The organism is Teichococcus oryzae (assembly GCF_008386565.1).
GTDB lineage: Bacteria > Pseudomonadota > Alphaproteobacteria > Acetobacterales > Acetobacteraceae > Pseudoroseomonas > Pseudoroseomonas oryzae.
In genome coordinates this window covers 1-20,926 of record NZ_VUKA01000026.1, presented here as the reverse complement: position 1 = coordinate 20,926, position 20,926 = coordinate 1, and the positions used below count along the sequence as shown (strand labels likewise).

At 65.6% G+C, this 20,926-nt stretch carries 22 protein-coding genes and 1 pseudogene; 13 read left to right on the top strand and 10 right to left on the bottom strand.

Features of this window, described 5'->3' with window-relative positions:
* The first annotated feature begins 239 nt into the window (after nt 1–239).
* The 6 genes and pseudogenes from F0Q34_RS20045 to F0Q34_RS20025 all read left to right on the top strand — a co-directional run bounded on the left by F0Q34_RS20045 (nt 240) and on the right by F0Q34_RS20025 (nt 3,303).
* The gene (locus F0Q34_RS20045; protein WP_206668105.1) at nt 240–908 is read left to right on the top strand and encodes an SEL1-like repeat protein; all 669 of its coding nucleotides are present in this window, start codon (nt 240–242) and stop codon (nt 906–908) included.
* A 141-nt stretch (nt 909–1,049) separates the two neighbouring features.
* Nucleotides 1,050–1,244 carry a hypothetical protein gene (locus F0Q34_RS20040; protein ID WP_149814115.1) on the top strand — a complete coding sequence of 65 codons (195 nt, stop codon included), beginning with the start codon at nt 1,050–1,052 and terminating at the stop codon, nt 1,242–1,244.
* Nucleotides 1,241–1,534: a hypothetical protein gene (locus tag F0Q34_RS20035; protein ID WP_149814114.1), complete on the top strand. Its 294-nt coding sequence runs from the start codon at nt 1,241–1,243 to the stop codon at nt 1,532–1,534. The genes F0Q34_RS20040 and F0Q34_RS20035 overlap by 4 nt, the downstream gene beginning before the upstream one ends.
* A 36-nt stretch (nt 1,535–1,570) precedes the next feature.
* Entirely contained in the window at nt 1,571–1,702 is a 132-nt protein-coding gene (locus F0Q34_RS22565) for a hypothetical protein (RefSeq protein WP_277755314.1), read from the top strand.
* Between the two features lie 111 nt (nt 1,703–1,813).
* Nucleotides 1,814–2,074: pseudogene (locus F0Q34_RS20030) on the top strand (transposase); the annotation flags it as partial.
* 20 nt (nt 2,075–2,094) lie between these two features.
* Nucleotides 2,095–3,303, top strand: coding sequence for an NnrS family protein (locus F0Q34_RS20025; RefSeq protein ID WP_149814111.1), 1,209 nt, complete (start codon nt 2,095–2,097; stop codon nt 3,301–3,303).
* A gap of 5 nt (nt 3,304–3,308) precedes the next feature.
* On the opposite strand, the gene F0Q34_RS20020 is transcribed toward F0Q34_RS20025, so the two are convergent.
* From F0Q34_RS20020 to F0Q34_RS19990, 7 genes are read right to left on the bottom strand one after another with little or no spacing between them, the layout of a single operon-like run.
* Nucleotides 3,309–4,307, bottom strand: coding sequence for an FAD:protein FMN transferase (locus F0Q34_RS20020; protein ID WP_149814110.1), 999 nt, complete (start codon nt 4,305–4,307; stop codon nt 3,309–3,311).
* A gap of 11 nt (nt 4,308–4,318) precedes the next feature.
* On the bottom strand, nt 4,319–4,978 hold the full coding sequence (locus F0Q34_RS20015) for a nitrous oxide reductase accessory protein NosL (protein ID WP_149814109.1): 660 nt from the start codon (nt 4,976–4,978) through the stop codon (nt 4,319–4,321).
* Nucleotides 4,975–5,805, bottom strand: a complete 831-nt coding sequence (locus F0Q34_RS20010; RefSeq protein WP_099097060.1) for an ABC transporter permease subunit — start codon at nt 5,803–5,805, stop codon at nt 4,975–4,977. Before F0Q34_RS20010 ends, F0Q34_RS20015 begins: the two co-directional genes overlap by 4 nt.
* A complete protein-coding gene (locus tag F0Q34_RS20005; protein ID WP_241665601.1) occupies nt 5,802–6,722 on the bottom strand; it encodes an ABC transporter ATP-binding protein in 921 nt (306 codons plus the stop codon). The genes F0Q34_RS20010 and F0Q34_RS20005 overlap by 4 nt, the downstream gene beginning before the upstream one ends.
* A complete protein-coding gene (locus F0Q34_RS20000; RefSeq protein ID WP_149814106.1) occupies nt 6,719–8,056 on the bottom strand; it encodes a nitrous oxide reductase family maturation protein NosD in 1,338 nt (445 codons plus the stop codon). The genes F0Q34_RS20005 and F0Q34_RS20000 overlap by 4 nt, the downstream gene beginning before the upstream one ends.
* On the bottom strand, nt 8,056–9,993 hold the full coding sequence (nosZ, locus tag F0Q34_RS19995) for a TAT-dependent nitrous-oxide reductase (protein ID WP_149814104.1): 1,938 nt from the start codon (nt 9,991–9,993) through the stop codon (nt 8,056–8,058). The genes F0Q34_RS20000 and nosZ overlap by 1 nt, the downstream gene beginning before the upstream one ends.
* A gap of 14 nt (nt 9,994–10,007) precedes the next feature.
* Nucleotides 10,008–12,335 (bottom strand): NosR/NirI family protein, encoded by a 2,328-nt coding sequence (locus tag F0Q34_RS19990; RefSeq protein ID WP_241665600.1) that lies wholly within the window; start codon nt 12,333–12,335, stop codon nt 10,008–10,010.
* Nucleotides 12,336–12,495: 160 nt separating this feature from the next.
* On the opposite strand from F0Q34_RS19990, the gene F0Q34_RS19985 reads away from it, so the two are divergent.
* Complete coding sequence (locus tag F0Q34_RS19985) at nt 12,496–13,386, top strand: ferritin-like domain-containing protein (RefSeq protein WP_149814103.1); 891 nt, start codon at nt 12,496–12,498, stop codon at nt 13,384–13,386.
* Between the two features lie 160 nt (nt 13,387–13,546).
* Nucleotides 13,547–13,957, top strand: coding sequence for a DUF4142 domain-containing protein (locus F0Q34_RS21920; protein ID WP_161600964.1), 411 nt, complete (start codon nt 13,547–13,549; stop codon nt 13,955–13,957).
* A gap of 37 nt (nt 13,958–13,994) precedes the next feature.
* Here the strand turns inward: F0Q34_RS21920 and F0Q34_RS19975 are convergent, their stop codons facing one another.
* From F0Q34_RS19975 to F0Q34_RS19965, 3 genes are all read right to left on the bottom strand, one after another.
* A complete protein-coding gene (locus F0Q34_RS19975; protein WP_241665599.1) occupies nt 13,995–14,378 on the bottom strand; it encodes a c-type cytochrome in 384 nt (127 codons plus the stop codon).
* Nucleotides 14,379–14,642: 264 nt separating this feature from the next.
* Complete coding sequence (locus tag F0Q34_RS19970; RefSeq protein ID WP_174242083.1) at nt 14,643–15,785, bottom strand: class I SAM-dependent methyltransferase; 1,143 nt, start codon at nt 15,783–15,785, stop codon at nt 14,643–14,645.
* A 56-nt stretch (nt 15,786–15,841) separates the two neighbouring features.
* Nucleotides 15,842–16,519, bottom strand: coding sequence for a thermonuclease family protein (locus tag F0Q34_RS19965; RefSeq protein ID WP_149814100.1), 678 nt, complete (start codon nt 16,517–16,519; stop codon nt 15,842–15,844).
* Nucleotides 16,520–16,743: 224 nt separating this feature from the next.
* On the opposite strand from F0Q34_RS19965, the gene F0Q34_RS19960 reads away from it, so the two are divergent.
* From F0Q34_RS19960 to F0Q34_RS19945, 5 genes are all read left to right on the top strand, one after another.
* Nucleotides 16,744–17,946 carry a hypothetical protein gene (locus F0Q34_RS19960; protein ID WP_174242081.1) on the top strand — a complete coding sequence of 401 codons (1,203 nt, stop codon included), beginning with the start codon at nt 16,744–16,746 and terminating at the stop codon, nt 17,944–17,946.
* 126 nt (nt 17,947–18,072) lie between these two features.
* On the top strand, nt 18,073–18,297 hold the full coding sequence (locus tag F0Q34_RS19955; protein ID WP_149814097.1) for a MerR family transcriptional regulator: 225 nt from the start codon (nt 18,073–18,075) through the stop codon (nt 18,295–18,297).
* A complete protein-coding gene (locus F0Q34_RS22050; RefSeq protein WP_174242082.1) occupies nt 18,294–18,455 on the top strand; it encodes a hypothetical protein in 162 nt (53 codons plus the stop codon). The genes F0Q34_RS19955 and F0Q34_RS22050 overlap by 4 nt, the downstream gene beginning before the upstream one ends.
* A 122-nt stretch (nt 18,456–18,577) precedes the next feature.
* On the top strand, nt 18,578–19,225 hold the full coding sequence (locus tag F0Q34_RS19950) for a hypothetical protein (RefSeq protein ID WP_149814096.1): 648 nt from the start codon (nt 18,578–18,580) through the stop codon (nt 19,223–19,225).
* 195 nt (nt 19,226–19,420) lie between these two features.
* On the top strand, nt 19,421–20,911 hold the full coding sequence (locus tag F0Q34_RS19945; RefSeq protein ID WP_149814095.1) for a DUF7146 domain-containing protein: 1,491 nt from the start codon (nt 19,421–19,423) through the stop codon (nt 20,909–20,911).
* Nucleotides 20,912–20,926: the final 15 nt, after the last annotated feature.

Here is a 20,926-nt window from a genome sequence, read left to right as displayed (position 1 = left end):
GCCATGAAGAACCTGGCCCATAGTGCCTCCTTCCAGTCGCGGGAGAAGAGTGCACCATCAAATCCTGGGATCAAACAATTGGGCAGGGTGGGTCGCTGGACCAGGCAGTCGCCGCCACGGCGACTAAGGACCTCCGCGACGACGGGCCAAAGCGGGGCACCCTGCTGCTCTGCTCCAGCCCGGTTGGCGAGATCTCGATGGGCCCGCCGCAGGCCGCGCGGACACTGTTCACGGGGGCCGTGCTCGAGGTGTTGGGCACCGGTGTGCCGGGCAAGCCATCCACGCTGTCCTTCGCGGATCTGCGCGATGCCGCATATGAGCAGATGTTGGAGAACTTCGGCGCCAATGCGCCACGGCCGGTGCTGCACAAGGCGAACGCCGCGCAGGGCGATCTGACCCGAACTCCCGCCTTTCACAACCGGGCGGTGCCTGATCGGAAGCGGCGCCCAACTCGGGCCCCCGCGTCACCAGCCAGGAAGGACCCCGTCCCTGCTCCCTCACTGGCCGGAACTACCGCTCCGTCGAAGCCAGACGCTTTCCAGTCACCCGAGGCGGCGGTAAATTTCCAGATGGCCCAGCAGGCGACGGTGGAGGGCAAGGACGACGAGGCGGCGCGGCTCTACCGCCTCGCCGCCGACCAGGGACATGCCGCCGCGCAGTACAATCTTGCTCGGTTCTACGTGAATGGCCGGGGTGGCCTGCCCAAGGACGAGCGGGAGGCGGCCCGCCTCTACCGCCTCGCCGCCGATCAGGGGTATGCCTGGGCGCAGTACAATCTCGCTGCCTTCTACGAAACTGGCCGGGGCGGCCTGGCCAAGGACGAGCGTGAGGCGGCCCGCCTCTACGGCCTCTCGGCCAATCAAGAGAATAATCAAGCAAAGAGACAGCTACCCGGGCTGGGCCAGTAACTGTGACAAGAACGGCCGCTCATAATATCTGGCAAGCCAGGGTTACCGCAAATTATGGGAGGCGGAGCGCGACCGCATCCGGGAGCGGGTGGCGCAGGTGAAGCAGGCCAGAAGGGGTGTGGGCGCTATCTCGGCGACAAGGTGCCCTATGGCTACCGGATGGGGCAGGAGGGCACCCTGGAGCCCGTCCCGAAGCAACAGGAGGCTATCCGCCGGGCCGGCGAGTTGCGCGCCATCGGCGCTCCTCTGCGAACTATTCAGGCGACGCTGGCGGCGGAGCATGGTGCACGGGTCAGCCTGTATGTGCTGTCATGCCTGCTACAGGAGACCGCATGACCGTCGACGATCAGGCTATTGTCCAAGAGCAGTTACGGCAGGCGCTGGACGCTTTCCAAAAACTGCAAACTCTTGTCCTAGACGCGCACCGCCGGCTCAAGGGCCTGCCGCCAGCACAGGTGGAGGCGTTCTGGAATGGCCAGGGGCGTCGCATTGACGCCACACTGCGCAGCAGTGCGATGCAGGTGGAAGCGGCTTTCAAGGCGTTCTCCGCGACCGGACAGGTGGCCAGCGCCAAGGATCGGCATCTCGTGACAGAAGCCCGGCGCTACCTCGCGGAGGGCCCTTGAGCTGGCCGCCCTCTCCCGTGTGCTGAAGGAGGCCATATGACTGAGAAGCGCCCGTTTGACGCCCTGCGCCGGGACCTGCGCGTTTTGAGATGGCTCGTTGCCCTCAATTTTGTGCTGACGCTGGCCATTCTTACAGTCCTGGCGAGCGGGCTGGCGGTGGTGCCGTGACAGCGCAGGAGGGCGGCCTCCGCTCTTAAGCCCGTCCAAGAAAGCGCTGCCTTACCTGTTTGGACTTGCTTCGAAAAAGTGGAGGGTTCCTGATGAGGCAAGAGGAACTCCATGACGCAGCAGAGACGGTTCACGAAGGAATTTGAGGACGAGGCGGTCCGGCTGGTCCGAACGAGCGGGAGGAGCCAGCGTGAGATCGCCGAGGATCTCGGGACTGGTTTGTCGACGCTGGTCCGGTGGATCAGCCGGAGCTGGGATCGGCTGCTCGATGAGCCCGGACGGCCTGGGCAGGAAGAGGTCGCGGCCGAGCTGAAGCGGCTGCGGCGGGAGAACGAGATCCTCCGCCAGGAGCGGGACATCCTGAAGCGTGCAGCGGTGTCCGGCTAACTGGGTTGCGCAGGGAAGGACGCGGCGGCGCGAGACGACGGCCAATCAGACTCCGATGCGCGGGTTGGTGCCGCCGAAGTAGCTCAAGGATTGCCCTGAGCTACCGCTGCGTCCATTTCAAACAATACCTAGCCTTGGATGGAACCAGATTGTCTTCCTCAACTCATCGCGTTCTGTTTGGTCTTGCCTTAGCCCAAGGAGGACTCGGGATTCTCACCTGGGGTCTCGCAGCTTGGCCGGCTAGCGGCGGCCCATTGTGGCACGCGCATGAAATGGTTTTCGGCCACGCCTTGGCGGTCATCGCAGGATTCCTGCTGACGCGTCTTTCTGGTCCGGCACTGGCGGCGATCACCCTGGCTTGGTGTGCGTCGCGCTTGACCTATGTGGTGCCCGCAGTGCCGGATCTAGTGCGGGCTTTCCTTTCACTTCTGGCGACAGCGGCTATCGTGCTGCCTGCTGCATTTGCCTTTCTCCGTGCAGCTAAGCGGTGGGGCAGCTTGGTATTTCCGATCCTGCTTAGCGGCTTCCTCATTGCGGATGCGACGTTCCAATGCGGCGAGCTAGGACTGTTGCAGCACGGCGCCGATATCGGGAACTGGTTTGGTCTTGGTCTCGTCATCATGCTCATTGCCGCTATGGGTGGCCGTTTGGTCGGTGCCGCAGCGTCTGGGGCAGCGCAACGCGCAGGCAAGCCGCGCATCGCGCCACGCCCGGCATTAGACCAGGCGCTACTTGTTTGTTTAGCTGCAGGCTTCGCGACGGAGGCTATTGCTGTAGAACGGCCAATTGGCCCCGCCCTATTGGCAATAGGTGCAGTGTTGATTGGCGTTCGGTTAGTGCTTTGGGCACCGGGATTGCAACAAAGCGCCGGGGATGTGCTTGCGCTCGCAGCGGGGCAGGCTTGGCTGTGTGTCGGACTTCTCGCCTGGGCTGCCGCGGCTGGTGGGTTCTTGCAATGGCCAGAGACCGCAGCCCTGCATCTGGCAACGATCGGCGGCATCGGTGGCACTACTCTGGTGATGATCCTACGGGTCAGTGCGCAGCGGGAAGTCCGGCCGATGCCTGTTCGCAGCGCAATAGGGATCGCCATCCTCATAGGCTTGGCTGCGCTAGTGCGAGCCCTTGGTCCAGCTGGATCGGGCTGGGCTACTGCCGCAGTGCTCTGGACCATGGCGACGATTTTGACCGCCGTGACGGTCGTTCGCCGCCGGTGAGGCCGTTATGTGCCGTGCAGCAGCGCCGTAGAGCCGTCGGGGCGCAAAAGATGCGCCTCCACATCCGGCCTGCCACACAGCGCTGCCGCAATGGCGGGTTCAGGCATCAGAGCGAAGGCCGTGGAAAAGGCGTCGGCCATAGTGGCCTCCGGTGCCAGAACCGAAACCGTACGGTATCGGCGCGGGCTCTGGCCGCTGCACGGATCCAGCAGATGGGTAAAACGGCCGGCGCCGTCAAAGACGAAGCCGCTATCGGCAGAAGTGGCTAGCGCACGGTCCGTCAGGTCCAGTTCCGCCCAAGGGTGATCCGACGCCGCCGGGTTCTCCAGCGACGCCCGCCAGGGTCGGCCTGAGGGATGGCGCCCCACTCCCCTTGCCTCTCCCATATCCACCAATGTCTGGGCCACCCCGCCTCCACGCAGCAGGTCCACAATGCGGTCCGTCAGATAACCCTGGGCAATGCCGTTCAGCGTGACCGCCATGCCACGCCGGGTCAGCAGGATGCGATCCGACGACACCAGCAGCCGCCGGTGATCCACAAGTGATAGCGCCTCCGCAAGCGCGTGCGGGGAGGGTCCTTGGGGGTCCGCGCCCTCAGCCGCGAAGTGGTCGCGGTAAAGCAGCCAGAGGGGTTGGACGGTGGGGTCGAAGACCCCGTCGCTCCATGCCGCGACCTGCTTCGCCGTGGTCAGCAGATCCACCATCTCGGGCGCCGGCGCCACCAGCATACCGCGCCGGTTTAGGGCCGAAAGCTGGCTTTCCGCCTGCCAAAGGTTGAACAGCGCTTCCAGCCGCCGGATCTCGGCGACGCATCGGGCCACCAGCCGCTCAGCCGCGATGCGGTCCGGGTGATGCAGCATGATTGAACCTGTGGCGCCGAGAACAGGGCCCGTCCAGGTGAGGAGGGGAGCTTCGGCGCGCGTGGCGCCGATTCCCGGCAGGCCGAAACCGGCCGCTGCGGCGAAAATGCCAAGGACCCGGCGGCGAGAGGCAGCAGGCTGCATGGGGCCAATCCTCAATGCGTGTGGCGGTGTTCAGCACCGCCAGAAGGAGCGGGCCCGGCTTCCGGCCCCGCCTGGGGGGCGGCGCCATCGCCCAGAACCCAGTCGGGCGGCACTTCCGCGAAGCTTCGCACCGCGCCGCCATGCTCGGTCGCGAAGCGCTCGGCCGCCGCGCGGTCCGAGAAGGGCACCGCCTCCTCCGCGCCCATGCCGCCCCGGCGGTTGCTGCCGAGGACAAAGAAGGCGCCCCGGGCTTCCACCCAGTTGGCGGCACCCGGCTGCTCCCAGCTTTCCGCCTTGCCCATGTCCGAGACATAGATGGCTCGGATGCTCTTGGCCTCCTCGCCCAGTAGGGTGAAGGCGATCGTGTCCCGCGCGGAGGAGAACCAGACCGGGCGCTCATCGCCCCGCAACAGGATCTGGCCCTTGGGGCCCGGATGCTCCACCAGCGCCATGCCGCAGTAATGGCCCATGGCCTCCTGCGTGAGCGCGACGGGCGGCGGCGGCGCGGCGGCGCTTTCCTGGTCATCGCAGTTGGCCAGGGCGAGGCAGCCCGCAAGCGCCAGGGCGGACAGCAGGGCTTTCCCGCGGGCAAGGGCCGAAGCACGGTGCCGCGCGGGGACCGGTGCCGCCGGCAAGGAGCCTTGGCGGAGCACTGTGGAGGCTAGAGTCATAGTTCCCTCCTGGCGAAAACGGCGGCGGCGGCGAGCAGCGGGACTAGCGCCCAGCCGACGAGGGCTGCGAGCAGAACGGGGGCCGAGAGCGCGCTGTTTCCGGCCAGCGCCGCCATGCCGGACAGCATCCTGACATCGGCCAGGCCGGCGAGATTGAACAGGCGATAAGCATCTGTCGGGTTCAGCAGCAGCAGCAGGTCCAGCATCCCGGCGGTGACGCTCTCGCCCTGGTCCGCGACGAGGAGGCCGAGCAGCGCCATATCCCAGATCAGCACCATCAGGAGCCAGAGCCCGACCGCGATGCCGGCGGCGGTGCCGCGGTCCCGCACCAGGGCGCTGACCAGGTAGCCGAGCGCGACGAAGGCCGCGCCCAGCAGGACCGATGAGCCGATCATCAGCGCGAAGGCCTGCCAGCTTGCCGGCGCGATCGCCGGCCCCGTCAGGGCCAGGGCGAGGGCGGCGGCGCCGTAGCCCAGGATGGTCGCGACGGCGAGGATGGCGAGATGGCCCAGGAACTTGCCCAGCACCACCTGCCAGCGCGCCAGTGGGTAGCTCAACAGCAGCAGCATGGTGCCGCGCTCCATCTCCCCCACGATGGCGTCATGTGAGATCAGCAGGGCGATCAGCGGCAGCAGAAAGACCGAAAGGCTGGAAAGGCTGACCACCACCACGTCCAGCGCGCTGGCGCCGACCCGCCCCGCCGGCGCCGCGCCGAGAAAGGTCAGGGTGAGCGCCAGCGCCGCCAGAAGCAGCGTCGCGGCCAGCACCCAGCGGTTCCGCATCCCCTCACGGATCTCCTTGCCGGCGACCAGAAGCACGCCCCTCATCGCGCGGCCTCCTGCCGGAGACGGAGGAAATGGCTGTACAATTCGTCCAGCGTCGGCGGCAGCAGGTCGAGGTCGGCGATGCGCCGGTCCCCGGTGGCCTGGCGCAGCAGTTCCATCTTCGCCTCCGGCGTGCAGGAAACTTCGAAAAGGCCGGGGCCGGGCTGCCGCATGGCCCCGGCGGGGCCGAACCATTCCGGCGCTTCCTCGCCCGCGAGGGTAAGCCGCAGGCGGATCGGAAGGCGCGCCAGCCGGCGCAGCTCCGCCACGGTACCATCCGCCACCACGCTGCCATGGTCCAGGATGACGACGCGCTCCACCTGCCCCTCCAGCTCCTCCAGCGCGTGGGAGGACAGGAGCACTGTGGTGCCGCCCTCCGCCAGATCCGACAACATGCTGTAAAGGCCCTGGCGCACTTCCGGGTCGAGGCCCGTGGTCGGCTCGTCCAGCAGCAGCGCGCGCGGGCTGCCGAGCAGCGCCTGGGCCAGGCCGAGGCGCTGGCGCATGCCCTTGGAATAGCCGCCGACGCGCCGGCGCGAGGCGGCGCCGAGCCCCACGCGCTCCAGCAGCGCATCCGCGCCGCTGACCGGCTCGCCCTTCAGCCGAGCAAAGAAACACAGCAGCTCGCGCCCCGTCAACGCGGGGTTGAAGGTGACATTCTCGGGCAGCCAGCCGAGGCGGCGGCGCGTCTCGGCCGCGCCCTCGGCGGGGTCCTGGCCCAGCACATGCAGCCGGCCGGCGCTGGGGCGGATCAGCCCCAGCATCAGCTTCATCAGCGTGGTCTTGCCGGCGCCGTTATGGCCCACCAGCGCGACGCGGGCGCCGGCTGGCAGGGAGAAGGAGACATCGCGCACCGCCTCCACCGCGCCGTAACGCTTGGCCACGCCTTCCAGCCCGATCAGCGGCAGATCGGCCTTCACCGCGGCCATCCTGGCGCCGCTTCGGGCGGCGGGGGCGGCGTGACCAGGGGGCGGCTATCCACCACCCCGCCCGGCAGGATGGCGGGAAACTGGGACTGCGCCCAACGCAGCACCTGCACGGCCGGGCTGTTCAGCAGAATCTTGGCGCTCGGCGCCACCCACAGCACACGGTCCACCAGATCGTTCGGGCGATAGGCGGCATCGGCGATGCCATCACGGTCCAGATCAAAGGCCGCGTTGTCGGACCAGTAATTGCCGCGCCCCGCCCGCGACCAATCCAGGTGCCGCGTGCCGACATATTTCACCTGGGTGCGGTTGCCGATGAAAGCGTTTCCCGTGATCTCGTTGCCCTCCGAGCCGGCGGTGAAATGGACGCCGATGCCGCAGCCTTCGAAGCGGTTGCCGGTGAAGTGGTTGCGGTTGGCATTGTAGATGAAGACGCATTTCGTTGGTGCCACGCCGCCGACCTCGTCGCCGACGGCAACGGCATGCTCCTGGTCCACCTGGTCTTCCGCGCGGCGATCCGTGGCAGCGGTCTGGCCGATCACCCAATTGTTCGTGATGGTCGAACCATTGGCATAGTTGAACAGCAGCCCATGGTCGCGGTCGCCTTCCGAGATGTTATCGCGCACGGACAGCCGCTGCGAGAACATGATGGCGTAGCCGACATGATTGCCGCTGGAGATGTTGCCACTGACCTCGCTGTTGTTGGTGTACATGTAGTGGACACCAAAGCGCAGGTCGCGGAGACGGTTTCCGGTGAAGATGTTCTGCTTGCTGGTCTTGACGAAGATGCCGTCGCGCCCGAAACGGATGTCGTTGCGCTCGATCCGCGCAGCGGGCGCGTTCCAGACGGCGACGCCATCGCCATGCTCCGCCATCCGCCCGCCCGCGCGCCCGAGGATGGTGTTACCACGCACCACCGCCCCCTCCGCGCCGTGGACATAGACGCCGAAAAGATTGCCTTCCATCCGGTTGCCCTCGACCACCGCCCGCTTCGCGGATTGGCGCAGCAGCACAGCGCTGTCCATGCCTGGAACATCGGAGCCGGAGCCGCGCAGCAGCAGGCCGCGCACGGCGGCGCCCTCGGCCGTGACAGTGACGATGCTGCCCTGTCCTGGCCCTTCCAGCACCGCGCCTTCCCGCCCCGCCAGCGTGACGGGACGGTCGAGCAGCACCGGGCCGTGATGAAGGCCGGGCAGCAGCTCCAGCACCTCGCCCACGGCCGCAGTCTCCACCGCCGCCTGCACATCTTCTCCTGGCGCGAGAGGACGCGCCGCGGCGGGCAGAACCGCCGCGACAAAGAGGGCCGGAAGGAGACCGGCGCGCAGCATTACGTGCTCTGCGCCTCCACCAGCATGCGACCCTTCATCTCCATGTGCATGGCGTGGCAGAACCAGGTGCAGAAATACCAGTAGACGCCCGGCCGCTCCGCCCGGAAGGTCACAGAGGCCGTGGCCTGCGGCGGGACTTCCATGCTGATGCCGTAGTTGATGATGGCGAAGCCGTGAGTCAGGTCCTCGACGTCGTCGATGTTGGTGACATAGACCGTGACTTCCTCGCCCTGTCGGACGCGGAACTCCTCGAGCCCGAATTGCGGCGCCATCGAGGTCATGTAGACCCGGACCTTCTCGCCGTCACGAACCACCTTGCTGTCGGCCGTCAGGTCCACGCCATCCGCCTGGGCCTGCCGCACCGCATCCGCGAAAAAGGGATCGTCGCGGCTGAAGCGGTGGACCGGGTTGATCTTGGAACGGTGGACGATGGTGGCGTCGTGCGGCTCGGCATAGCTCGGGCCGTCATGCACAAGGCGCATGCGGTCGCCGGAGATGTCAATGAGCTGGTCGTTCTCCGGCTTCAGAGGCCCCACATTCAGGAAGCGGTCCTTGGAGAATTTGTTCAGGCTGATGAGCCACTTGCCATCCGCCTCCTTGGTCTGCCCCATGGAAGTGTGGTTGTGGCCGGGCTGGTAGTGGACATCCAGCTTCTGGATCAGATAGTTGGCCTTCTCGCCACGGAAGGCGCGCTTCGCCGCCTCGATGTTCCACTTACAGACCTGGCTGTCGATGAACAGCGTGGTATAGGCATTGCCCTTGTTGTCGAAGGCGGTGTGCAGCGGGCCGAGGCCCAGTTCCGGCTCCGCCACCACCGTTTCACGCGGCTGAATCTTGTCCTCGAACAGGTCGTCGAACTTGCGGACGTCGAAAACCGTGGCAGTGGGCGAAAGCTTGCCATTCGCCACCACATGGATGCCGTCCGGCGCCGTGTTGATGCCGTGCGGGCTGTTGGGCACCGGCACGTAGCGCGTGAAGGGCGAGCCCTTGCCGCCCTCCAACACCGGGACACCGCCGATCTCCTTGTAGTCGCCGCGCTTCACCGCCTCCTCGATGCGCTTCAGGTTGAAGATGACGACCCAGTCCTGCTCCGCTGCCATCATGTCGGCCAGCGTCACGCCGCCTTCCGAGTTGTAGCAGGTGGCGAAGGCGTATTTGCCCTGGTAGTCGGCATCCACGTTGTCGAGGTTGCCATCCACGATGATCTGCCAGGCGACCTTCATGGTGTCGCCATCCACCGCGGTGAAGATGGAGCGGTAATTTTCCGGCTTGTCGAGGTCGCGTCCATCATTCGGGACGGGAACCCGGTCCTCGCCATTGCAGAAGACATATCCGGTGCGTGGGTACTTCTGCACCCGCAGCCCATGCACCGTGTGCTGGTTCGGGAGTTGGATGATCTTGTCACAGCGCATCACGTCGAGGCGGATGCGGCAGACCCGCGTGTTCAGCTTGTCGTTGGCGAAAAGGTAGCGCCCGTCATAGGTCCCGTCCGTGAAGGAAAGGTGCGGGTGGTGAAGATCACCGCTGTCGTAGGTCACCTTGCCGATGCGGCGAAGATACTCTTTCGAATCCTCGGTCAGCCCCTCGGTCAGCACCTTCAGGCTCTCGTTGGTCTGGCCCCACCCCGTAGCGCTGTCGCGGTTGAACACGGGGACGCGGATCAGCTCGCGCATCGAGGGCAGGCCGTAGATCCGAATCTCCCCGGACTGACCCGAGGAGAAGAAGGTATAGTACTCGTCGAGTTCCCCGGGCTTCACCTCATAGCTCTGTTGCCCCGGACGCGCCTGTTGCCCTGGCTGCTGCCGGGTCTGCGCCTCTGCCGGAACAACCAGTTGCGAGACGCCGGCGCCCATGGCCGCGCCGGCCACGCCGACGGCCGCGGTGGTGCCAAGCAGCTTGCGCCGGTTGATGCCTTTGTCTTTCGTGTCGCCCGACATGTGCTTATCCTTCGTCATGGACCAGAAGTGGCGGACTTTCCCGCCACACCCTTCTCTGTCCGGATGATGCTAGTCTTCGGCCCCTTGCCAGCGCTGGGTAAGGGCACCGCGCTCAGCGCGATCTGCTTCTCACGCTTCAGCCGCTTCTGGATGTTGTGCGGACAGCGGTCTTCGGCGCGGTAGAGTTCCTGGCAGTGCATGCAGTAGATGCACTCGTTCGGGTTGATGTTGCCCTCGGGATGGATGCTCTGCACCGGACATTCGCGGGCGCAGCGCTGGCATGGGCTGCCGCATTCGGGCCACCGCTTCAGCCACTCAAAGGTGCGCAGGCGGCCCGGAATGGCCAGCGCGGCACCGAGCGGGCAGAGATAGCGGCAGAAGAAGCGCTCGATGAACAATCCGGCGGCCAGCAACCCGACAGCATAGAGGGTGAACGGCCAGTCGCGTACGAACTTCAGGATGATGGCGGTCTTGAAAGGCTCCACCTCCGCCGCCTGTTCCGCCAGCGTGACGGAATATAGCGAGAGGCCGAACAGCCCCAGGAAGATGACATACTTGACCGGCCACAGCCGCTCATGCAGCCCCCAGGGCATGACGATCTGCGGCACCTTCAGCTTCTGCGCCGCGGCCGACAGCAATTCCTGCAACGCGCCGAAGGGACAGAGCCATCCGCAGAAAACGCCCCGCCCCCAGAAGATCAGCGCCGCGGCCACGCCGCACCACAGGATGAAAATCAGCGGCGAGGTGAGAAAGTAGTTCCAGCTAAAGCCGGTCAGCAAGGAGCTGCTGAATGTCAGCACATTGACGACCGATAGCTGCGCATTCGCGTACCAGCCCAGCCATACAAGCGTCCATGACAGGAAGCCCAGCCTCACCCACCGGAACAAGACCGGCCGACGCACCAGTTGATCCTGGAAGAAGAAAATCCCGGTTAGGATCATCAATGCTACCGCGGTGATGCCGATATCCAGGGTCTTGGCACGCCAGATCCGCTGCCAAAGCGGCTCCTCCAGCGGATCATGCGGCGCTTCCTCGGCGGCCGGCGCCGCCGTCGCAGCAGCAGGGGGCGATGGTGCCGCCGCAGGCGCCGGCGCGGGCGGGCGGCTGATGTATTGCTCGGGCAGGCGGTATCCCAGCTCGAAGCTCAGAAATGCCTTGTCCCGCACGCCAATCGCGCGCTGCACCAGGAGCTGCAATTCCCAGGGCTCGGTGGGGTCGAGGCTGAAGTTCTCCGGCAGGATGAACAGCGCGATCTCGGGCAGGGACGGAGCGCCTGCCGCGGCAATGTCCCCCAGGCGCTGGTGGTCACGGTCCCGGAAGCGAAAGCTGCGCCCGTCCTGCAACAGCTCGATGCGATCGAAGATGCCGCCCCGCACATAGCCGGAGCCTTTGAAGGAGTAGATGCCTTCCCCGGCCACCAGGATGGCGTGCTGGCCGGGGCGCAGCCTTCTCAGCAATTGCTCGTGGCCGGCATCGCCCAGCAGGCTGCGACCGATCGTGGGAGTGGTGACCAGGGCCGCGTAAAGGTCGATAAACGTTTCGTCCGACGCGCCCGGCTCAGGGTTCTCCGCCGCTGCGGGATTGTCGTGGCGGGCAAAAGCTTCGTTCACATCGCCGACCGAGAGATGCAGCCGGCGAACAGAGCCATCGCCCAGCAGGCTTTCCCAGTCACGCACCTCGCCCGGCCCCGGGAGCAGCGTGGCCGGCGGCAATGCCGCAGGCGCTAGAGCCGAGGCCGCCGCGCCGCCCGCCGATGCGGCACCAAACCGCCCCGCACGATGCAGGCGGATCGCGGAGCGAACGACGCTGTCGGCCATGACCAAGACTGTCACGGTCGCGCCACTGACGATATCGGTTTGCGGCGGGCGCGTTTCTCCCCGAGCGACAGGGCCGGTTTCCAGGCTGATCAGGTGGTTCAGAGCCGCGAGAATCCGCTGCTCCGGAATGCCGATCAGCACGATCGGCTCCTTGTGATCGACCAGCCGAATGCCTCGGATCACACCCTGCGTATCGGCAGCTACCAGAATGTGGATCGGTTTGCCGGAATAACCCGTTGCGTCAGTGATGTCGGTGTTCAACCAGACATGGCCGAGCAACCTGTTTCCCGCGTAAGCGGGCACGAGCGGCGGCTCGCCTTGCGGGGTGCCGAGCCGGTCGGCGCCAGGAAAGATGTCGGCGGCTTCGAGATTGAGCAGAAAATCGGCCAGGCGCGCAGCGCTGGCAGGAACAGGCCATGCCGCCAGCAACAGGCACAGAACCACGAAAAAGCGCCGAATGGCGTGATGCCACTCAGACTCCCAATCGACGTAAGAACACCAAGTTCCACGCGACAAGCCGATCACCCGCGTTCTCCACCCTGGTGTTTATAGCAGCTATGGAAAGCCGCTTCTTTGCTCTAGTGCAAACTGTCAACAAGATAAGCCAACGGATGACACAGCCTAGAATTGCGTTCAACCTGTGGAATTCTCATTTTTTGCAGAATCTGAGAAGAAAGAGACAGATATGCTTCTCCTGAAGAGTGAACCTCCCGCAGCTGTACATTCGCTTGCGGAGCTTCTCGCAATCGCAGAAGCAATGGATAAAAATGTGGAACGCCGTTACGCTGATTTAGCGGATCACATGGCAGCGACCTCGCGGAAAAAACTGGCCGAGCTGTTCCATAATCTTGCCGCAGAGAAGCGCAATCACGCGAACCATGTTCGGAGATGGTCCTCCGATCTCATCGGCGCGGTGCCCGATTCGTCGAATCTACAGTGGAATCCATCTGAAGCCTTCGATGATGAGGAAGCGCGCAACGCCGCCTCATCGAGACTCGTTTCCCCATATAGTGTCTTCTCGATGGCTGTTCGCGATGAGGAGCGATTTTTCGCGTTCTGGAGCTATGTCGCGGCCCATACGGATGAGCCTGCCGTTCAAGCGGCGGCCGAGCATATGGCGCGGGAAGGGTTGCAGCGCACCGCATTGCTGCGCCAGGAGCGACGCCGTGCTTTTCATGCGGAAGGTCGCGGCGGCGCGGATACTCCTGCGCCGCAACGCCTGGCATCGAAGGCAGTAGAGGCTGAGCGACTCCTGGCCAAGCTTCTTCCGGCCCTTGCCAGGCAGCAGCGAAAGGCCTCTACGGAAATCAAACGCTTGGCCGAAGAGGCGCTTGAGATGGCACAGGATGCAAGTTCTCTGGCCGGGGCTGAAGGCATCATGGCCGTGGAGGCCGCTCCTGCCGAACATTCAACCGCATTGGGCGAGATGGTGCGCCTGTCCGAGCAGGCTGCCGAAGCTTATCTGGAGGCGGCCGATCTCGCGCAGGACGAGGCCATGGTTCGCCGCCTGCAGGCACTGGCCGGGCGTGCCATCTCGCGCCTTTCTCTGTTGCGCCAATTGCCCGAGGAACAATGAACGCAACCATCGGAGGGTGATACGGTTGGAGGATTGGGCAGAACCGCATAGATGGCCGTCAGCCCCCTTCCAATCTTTCCGGAGCACGAGCTATGAGAGTGGCCCCGGTCAGCCGGGCTCGCTGCAACCCGGCACCCGCCGGCAGGAACAAAGCACGCAGATGAGCGGCACGGCAGGGCACCGCGGCTCCGAAGTTCTTTCAGCACCGAAATTCGTAGAGCTTGCCGCTTCGCACGCGATGTTTCAGACAGAAGCGGCGAAATTGGCGCTGGAGCGGTCCCGGGACGACGCTCAGCGCAACTTCGCGCAGGCTGTGCCGGCAGCCCATGCGCAGGAAATGGGTGAACAACACCGCACCTGGATCACCCGGCTCCGCGATGCGCAGGGCGGCAACTTCCAGGCGCTTTACACGCAGCAGCAGTCACAGGCCCCGCTGATGGCGATCGATCTGTTCCGAAACTACGCGCAAGGCGGGGACAACGAGGAACTGAAGCGCTGGGCAGCAGCCCGCCTGCCTGTTTTGCAAGATCACCTGTCCAAGGCCCAGGCCCTCAAGGGCCAGGGGTTCTGAGCATCGGCGGGCGAGGACTCGCCCACCTTTCTTTCCTTCAGCTCTGCTGCTTGAGATAAGCGAGAAGATCCTGAAGGCGCTTCTCATCTCGCAGCCCAGGGAAGGACATCGTCGTCCCTGGCACCACCTCTCGTGGGCTGCGCAGATAGGGAGTGAGGCTCTCCTCATTCCAGGTCAAACCCTCTGCGCCCTTATCCTGCATTGCTTTAGAGTAGCGGAAGCCTTCAAGGGAGGCAGCCTTGCGCCCGATCACGCCGTGCAGGTTGGGGCCAACACCGCTGCGTGCACCCTCATTGATTGTATGGCAGGCGCGGCATTGATTGAACACGCGCTGACCAGCCTCGGCGTCTTGGGCAGCTACAGGCGCCGCCGCAAGAGCAAGGACCATAAGCGAGGCGAGTGGGGCAATATATCGAATCATCTATCTGAACTTCCTCTACCTACTTCCTTGGTCTGCAGCCTATTCGCGAAACGCTGCTGCGGTGCCATCGTTGATGTTAATACGTCCGACAAAAGGGGTATAGGCGCGGCGGCTAAGTATTCGGGGGATTCTGGCCAGCGGCCCGTGGTCACAGGTTCAGGCTGAATTGCTCGTGCGGGTTCGGCCTGGCATTGACCTCAATGGCCAACAGATCAGGAAGCCACGGATCAATTTCCGAAAGCAGGCTCTCCACGATGTGCTCGATTAGGACTGCAGGGCGCGCCATAGATGCAGCGGCACACGCAGCGTGCCGAAGGCGCGCAGAGAGGCGGCATCCAGCAGCAGCGCCTCCGGCGCGGCGCCGGCCCGGCCGCGGGTCACCGGCAGGATGGCGCCGCCCCGCGGATCGGTCATGAAGGTGGCCGGCATCCGGGTGATGGTCTGGGCCGCGTCGCCCAGCGCCGCGTGCAGGGCTTTGGCCGCCGCGCCGCTGAAGCGCTGGCCGATCCGCAGATCGGTCGCCGGAACCACGCCCTCGAGCAGCGCCCGGAAGCCCGCCCTGGCGAAGCCCAGCCCGTCCGGCCCGCTATTGCCCGGCGCCTGCGGCAGGTGGGCGCGAATCAGCGGCAAATAGAGCCGCAGCCAGAGCAGGGCGATCAGGCCGAGCGGCAGCTGGACGAAGTCGTCGCCCTCCGGCTCGGCCAGGCCCGCCGCGCCCTCCGCCGCCCGGCACAGCACGCGCAGCAGGCCGAGCTTGTAGGTCGAACTCTTGGTGTCATTGAGGATGACATGGCGCAGCAAGGGCAGGGCACCGGTGCCATCATCCGGCAGGCGCAGCGCCATGCCGGTCCAGGACACCTCCGGCCGGCCCTGCTGGTCCGGCATCGCTATCTGCCGCAGGAGCATCAGGCCATGGTCACGCGCCAGGGCCTCGACCTCACCGGCGCAGACCGGGTGCATCCCGCTGCCCTGCGGGGCAGGGCCGTGGCGCAGGGTCAGCACCAGCAGCCCGCCCGGCCTGAGCAGGGCGCCGAGCTTGCGAAAGGCGCGGGCACGCTGGCCGGGCGGCACATGCTGCCAGACGGCGCTCAGCAGCATTGCGTCGAAGCCAAGGCCGCTGCTCAGCAGGCCGGTCATCTCGGGCAAGGCGTCGTCGGTCCAGCGGATCCTTGGATCGGGATGCAGGCGCTGGCCCTGCTGGCGCATGGCGGCGGAGGGCTCGGCGGCCACCACTTCGTGGCCGAGCGAGGCGAGCCAGGCGGCGTCGCGGCCGCTGCCGGCGCCGAGGTCGAGCAGGGTGGCGGATGCTTCGGGCAGCAGGTCGCGCCACCAGGCATGCAGCGCCTCGGGCCGTACCGCCTCGTAGCGCGGCACCAGGGTCGCGGCCTGTGTGTCATACCAGGACATCGGCCGAGTATCGCCACTGGCCGTGGCGCCTGCCAAGCCGGCGGTGAGCCGCAGCCCTAGCGGCAGAGGCTTTCACAGGGGACGCCGTCGCGGTCGCCATCCAACCGGCTCAGCCCACATTGCTGCAGGTGAAAGCGGGCCTCGGCACAGCTGCTCATCTCGCGGCACAGGCGCTTGCCGCCACAGCTGAAATTGGCCGCTCCGGAGGTGGCCGAGGCCCGGGGCAGGGGCGCGGGCGCCGGCTGGCTGGATTGCCCCTGCCGGCGCCACTGCCAGGGCGGCACCCGCTCCGCCTCCGGCAGCGCCCACAGCCCGCGTTTGACCTGTTTGGCCTCCTCCTCCAGCGCCAGCAGGGAGCGGTCTCGGAGGTACTGGCGGTACACCCAGGCCTGGCCCTGGCGGATCATCTCGGCATTGGCGTTCAGCCGACCGACCCACACCGTGCCCACGCTGCGGCCATAGCGGTCGGTGTCCTGCACCGTCACCCGCACCGCCTGGCGGAACACCAGGGCGGAGAGCGCCTGCTGCGCCCGGCTGCCCCAGGGTTGGCGGCTTTCGGGGGCATCGATCTCCGCCAGCCGCACCCGCACCTGCCGCTTGTCGGGCGTCAGCAGGGTCAGGGTGTCGCCATCGCTGATGCCCACCACCTCGCCGCGCAGCTCCGCGGCCAGGGCGGGGAGGGAGAGCAGCAGGAGAAAGAGAACAGGGGCGAGCAGCAGGCGCGAAACAGGCATGGTGGCAGGAGCAATCCGGATCTGAAGCACCAGAACACAAACCGCCCGGCGGATGTCTCCGGCCGGGCGGATGGGTTCTGCTTGCCCCCCTCTACACCGGCCCGAGGAGCGTTCTAAGGATCTTCTGGCCGGGCATTAATTTTGATATCAAAGTAACCATGACAAAATCGGAAACTCTGATATCAAAGAAACGCGGCCCAAAGCCAAAAGGTGGCGTTGCGCTGATGGTGCGCATGCTCCCTGGCCAGGTCGCGGCTTTAGATGCTTGGATTGCTGCTCAGGCAGGACCAAAGATGTCTCGGCCGGAGGCGATCCGTCGCTTGGTGGACCTTGGCCAAACCCTGCCAAAGCGTCCGTTTGATGGCGATGGGGCAGAGCCTCAGGAGTGGCCAGGCCTGCTCGACCCTCAGGAACCTGAAGTTCCGGATTTGACTGCTTTGATGCATGCCCTCTTGCCTGTGAGCAAGCAGGGTCGGCGGCCCAGCAACGCCGTTGCTCCGCCTGACCTGAGTACCGAAAATTCACAATTCCGGATAAAGTTATCGGCCGATAGCCTTCGTTTTCTTGCCGCAGAAGCGCAGTTTCCGCTCAGGATTATTGACGAAAAAGAACTGACTGCGGAGGCGAAGTGTCTCTCCACAACCCTGGAGGTTGCGCTGCTCTGGCTGCGAGAGAACAGCCCCCCACTCCTGAAAAAGGACGTTGTAGAGTGGCAGGCTGCCCTGACCCGGTGGATCGCTGAAGGCACGACACTTCTAGGCGGAAGACTCGAATCTCGATCGGCGACACGGGCGCTCTCCGTCGGTCCAACAGCAGCCGTCGCAACGCTGCTGAGCAACAGCTGGCCGGTAGAAACACGGGCAGAAGGAAAACAACTTCCTCATGCCCAGCGCCGCCTCGCGCTGCTGGATGATCTCAAGAAGGCAGGTGCACTCACGTCATTCGCGGAGGAACTATCCACCACGCTTTCATCCACCGAACTCGGGGAGACGGACGATCAGGAACCGAGTGGCCCCAGCGAGTACAGCGTGACCCAAGCTCTGCTTGCGATAGCCCTTCCTACTCTTAGTGCGCTCCAGATCCTTGCGACGGAAATGGAAGCCCGTACTCATTCCCTTCAACGTCGAACTCGAAAAATCGATCGATGGGGCCTTCTGCGTAGATTGTCGTATCACTACGAGCATCAGTTTGGGCGTCCGTATTCGACAAGCCGGATATTCCAGGACGCAAAGAACGCCGGTGAACCCACAGGGCCTGCGATCCGCTGGACCCGCGCGCTGTTCAAGGTGGCAGCCGAAGAGTGCCGCCCACGCGGAAAGATCATCCCCGAGCTCAAGGACCTCATCGACTGGTCGTCAAAGCCATACTGGGGCCCAGAAGTCATCCTCCCCGTTGAGGAATGGGAGCGCGCGCGCTCCCAACGGTAACGGAGCTGAGTAGCTAATTCAGTGACGTTATTTCACATGTGTTCGCTGACGTAAGCAGACGCTTTTGTTGCTGCGGGATGCCCTGGGACGTCGGGACATCATTCCACAGACAAAGGATCTGCTGCCATGAAGATGCACCCCAAGCGCTTTCCGGGCTCCCAGCCCCCCTGCGGCGGCTTCACCATCAAGGGCGCTTGCGAGTGGTCGGGCCTCAGCCGCACGGCGCTCTACCGAGCGGCGAGCTCGGGCCAGCTGCTGCTCCGCAAGGCCGGCCGCACCACCATCGTGGATGGCGCCAGCCTGGCGGCGTTGATCGAAGGGCTGCCCTTCGCCTCCAAGGACCGGTCGTGAAGTCCGCCGCGCGCTGGCGCGTGACGGGCGAGGGGCCGCCCTTCGTGCGGGTTGGTCCGCGCCGCATCGTGTATCGCCTCGTCGATTGCGAAGAGTGGGCGGCGACGCACACCTATTCGCACCGCGCCGCCGAGGCGGTGAAGACCTCCACCCCGTAAACAAACCCCGCGCGGCACATGGCCGACACGGGGGGGCGTTGCATCTGACGATCTGAACACTCGCAGATGTAGCACCGCACTGTGTCTTGGGCCAACGGCCGCCAATATACAGGACATGGTTTATGAATAAGAATAACCCTGCACCCAGCGGGCTGCACGCTGAAGTTCATGCCTTGCTCGCGGCCCACCAAGGTGACGGGCCCGACGAACGGATCAGCCTGGTGAAGATCCTGGAAGCCGCCAAGGCTGCGGAAGCCGTCGGAACGACCACCAGTGGCCTGACGTCGTGGCTGGAAGTCCGCATTTCTTACCTGCACGACGAGGTGGAGGCTCTGACGCAGGCCTATCAGTGGGCGACCTTGTTCGCCAACCGGGTTGAGCGCCGTCGCCTCCTTGGCAGCACCGTCATGCTCCGCAGCGTCGCCGCGAACATCAACATTATCCTTTGCCTGATCGGGACGCCGAGCAAGCCTTCTGCGTTTGACGCCTCCGATGAGGATACCGACAGCATCTATTTGCACGCGCTCAAAGCCTGGGCGATGGCGAAGCAGGCCATTGGGCGTCCCAACAACACGTCGTTGGCCGAGCAGCATGCGCAGGCCATGCTGGGTTCGCCGTCGAGGCCTTCCTGCGGATCGGACAGCTGGCGCACCTCCACAGCAGCCGCATCTACCACAACCCGGAGCTGGCGAGCGAACTCCAGCGCGAGTTCGTTGGTACGCGTCACCGCCTCGAGGTTGCCGCCTATCAGAAGGTGCACACGCTCCTGAAGCGCTATGGGAAGAGCAAGCTCCGTCTCCCGGATCTGCTGCTGAGCGAGTCGATGGACTCCTGAGATCTGGACTAGCAGGTTCGTCAGGGCGGTTGTGGTGAGCAACCCCTTTAGCAGTGGCAGGGCGGCATGGGAGGCATCCTTTGGCGTCCTGGCCGTCTCGGCCCCGGCCGGGACGCGGGCAGCCTAGCCCGTGAAGTGGGATCCCAAGTATCAGCTCGAGGAGATCAAGCGGCGACTGACCGATCGCCTCGAGGAATTGGCGGAGGGCCTGCTTGGCCCTCCGGCCCCAGAGAGCCGCCGTAAGCGGGAATGGGAGTGGAACTCGACCGGCGGCGCCTCCCTGGTGGTGCGCGGCCCAAAGCGCGGTGCCTTCTACCATCACACCGACGGCAAAGGCGGCGGGCCGCTCGACCTGATCATGTACGCGCTCGGCTGCGGCATCGCCGACGCGATCAGATGGGCCAAGTCCTGGCTCGGCATGAGCGACGGCGGCACGCCCCCGCCGCCCCTCGACGCCGCGGCCCTGCAGGAGCGCCAACGCCAGCGCAAGGCAGAGGACGCCCGCGCGACCGCCTCTGAGCAGCAGCGCATCGGTCGGGCGCGCACCCTTTGGCGCTTCGCCAAGCCAGTCGACGGCGCCGTGGCAGAGATCTATCTGACGCGGACCCGTGCCATCCCTGCCCCTCAGCTTGGGTGGCCGCAGGAGGCGATACGCTTCCATCCTGATAGCTGCGCCCTCGTGGTGGCGATGACCAATGAGGAGGGCGAGCTTCGCGCCGTTCAGCGCGTTTATCTCACCCCGGACGGGACAAAGATCTCCAAGGAGACGGCGAAGCAGCGGCGCCTGCCCGGCGCCAAGCAGACCACCGGCGTCATGGCGAGCGCCAACGTGCGGCTGCCTGGCGCAGAAGATGGCCCCCTGCTGATCGCTGAGGGACCAGAGACCGCCCTGAGTGTTTGGCGCGCCACCGGCCACGAAACCTGGGCTGCCCTGGGCGGTGTGGCCAAAGTGGCGCCGCCTCTGGGCCGGCCGGTTGTGATCTGCGCCGATGACGACGCGCCGGGCGCGCCTGCCGCCCAGAAGCTGCGGGACGCCCTGGAAGGCTGGGCCGAGGAAGGCTGCGAGGTCGCGGTTGCAACGCCCTGGGCGGAGCCCCGCGGCGACAAAAGTGACTTCAACGATGTTATCCAGCAAGGCGGGGTGGAGGCAGTGCGGCAGCGCATCGCCGGCGCCCAGCCGGTGGTCTGCACCCCGGCCCTGCCGCATTATCCGCGGCCACGCCTGTCCGGCCAGCGGGCCGGCGGCAAGCTGCGGCGGACGGTGCGAGGGTTCTTTGATCGGGTCGAACGCCGGCTCGAAGCGCGCGACTGGATCAACGAGGAGGCGGAGCGCCTCGAGCCGGAGGTCAAGGCCGGGATCATCGAGCGACACAAGGCCAAGCTGCTGCTCGTCGGCACTCCTGCCGACGAGGCCGAGGAGGCTGCGACCGCCAAGGCCGAGAAGACCACCGCCAAGGCGGCCCGGCAGCGCGCCCGCCGCGCAGCGCGCGCCCGCTTTGGCCGGCAGGCTGTGGGCGCGCCGCCGCGCCTGCAAATCGCGGGCTCGGCCAGTCTGGGCAAGACCTCGGCGATCATCAACGAGATCCTGATGCGTCCTGCGCTGTGGACCCGCCACATCTGATCTTCCCCTGAATTG

Excerpts from the sequence above, each read along its gene's own strand:
- F0Q34_RS20000 (WP_149814106.1), bottom strand. The coding sequence starts at position 8,056 with ATGCTGCGCGCCGGTCTCCTTCCGGCCCTCTTTGTCGCGGCGGTTCTG.
- F0Q34_RS20010 (WP_099097060.1), bottom strand. The coding sequence starts at position 5,805 with ATGAGGGGCGTGCTTCTGGTCGCCGGCAAGGAGATCCGTGAGGGGATG.
- F0Q34_RS20020 (WP_149814110.1), bottom strand. The coding sequence starts at position 4,307 with ATGCAGCCTGCTGCCTCTCGCCGCCGGGTCCTTGGCATTTTCGCCGCA.
- F0Q34_RS19960 (WP_174242081.1), top strand. The coding sequence starts at position 16,744 with ATGGTGCGCATGCTCCCTGGCCAGGTCGCGGCTTTAGATGCTTGGATT.
- F0Q34_RS19985 (WP_149814103.1), top strand. The coding sequence starts at position 12,496 with ATGCTTCTCCTGAAGAGTGAACCTCCCGCAGCTGTACATTCGCTTGCG.
- nosZ (WP_149814104.1), bottom strand. The coding sequence starts at position 9,993 with ATGTCGGGCGACACGAAAGACAAAGGCATCAACCGGCGCAAGCTGCTT.
- F0Q34_RS19955 (WP_149814097.1), top strand. The coding sequence starts at position 18,073 with ATGAAGATGCACCCCAAGCGCTTTCCGGGCTCCCAGCCCCCCTGCGGC.
- F0Q34_RS19970 (WP_174242083.1), bottom strand. The coding sequence starts at position 15,785 with ATGTCCTGGTATGACACACAGGCCGCGACCCTGGTGCCGCGCTACGAG.
- F0Q34_RS19950 (WP_149814096.1), top strand. The coding sequence starts at position 18,578 with ATGAATAAGAATAACCCTGCACCCAGCGGGCTGCACGCTGAAGTTCAT.
- F0Q34_RS19965 (WP_149814100.1), bottom strand. The coding sequence starts at position 16,519 with ATGCCTGTTTCGCGCCTGCTGCTCGCCCCTGTTCTCTTTCTCCTGCTG.
- F0Q34_RS22565 (WP_277755314.1), top strand. The coding sequence starts at position 1,571 with ATGACTGAGAAGCGCCCGTTTGACGCCCTGCGCCGGGACCTGCGCGTT.
- F0Q34_RS20015 (WP_149814109.1), bottom strand. The coding sequence starts at position 4,978 with ATGACTCTAGCCTCCACAGTGCTCCGCCAAGGCTCCTTGCCGGCGGCA.
- F0Q34_RS19975 (WP_241665599.1), bottom strand. The coding sequence starts at position 14,378 with ATGATTCGATATATTGCCCCACTCGCCTCGCTTATGGTCCTTGCTCTT.
- F0Q34_RS20035 (WP_149814114.1), top strand. The coding sequence starts at position 1,241 with ATGACCGTCGACGATCAGGCTATTGTCCAAGAGCAGTTACGGCAGGCG.
- F0Q34_RS21920 (WP_161600964.1), top strand. The coding sequence starts at position 13,547 with ATGAGCGGCACGGCAGGGCACCGCGGCTCCGAAGTTCTTTCAGCACCG.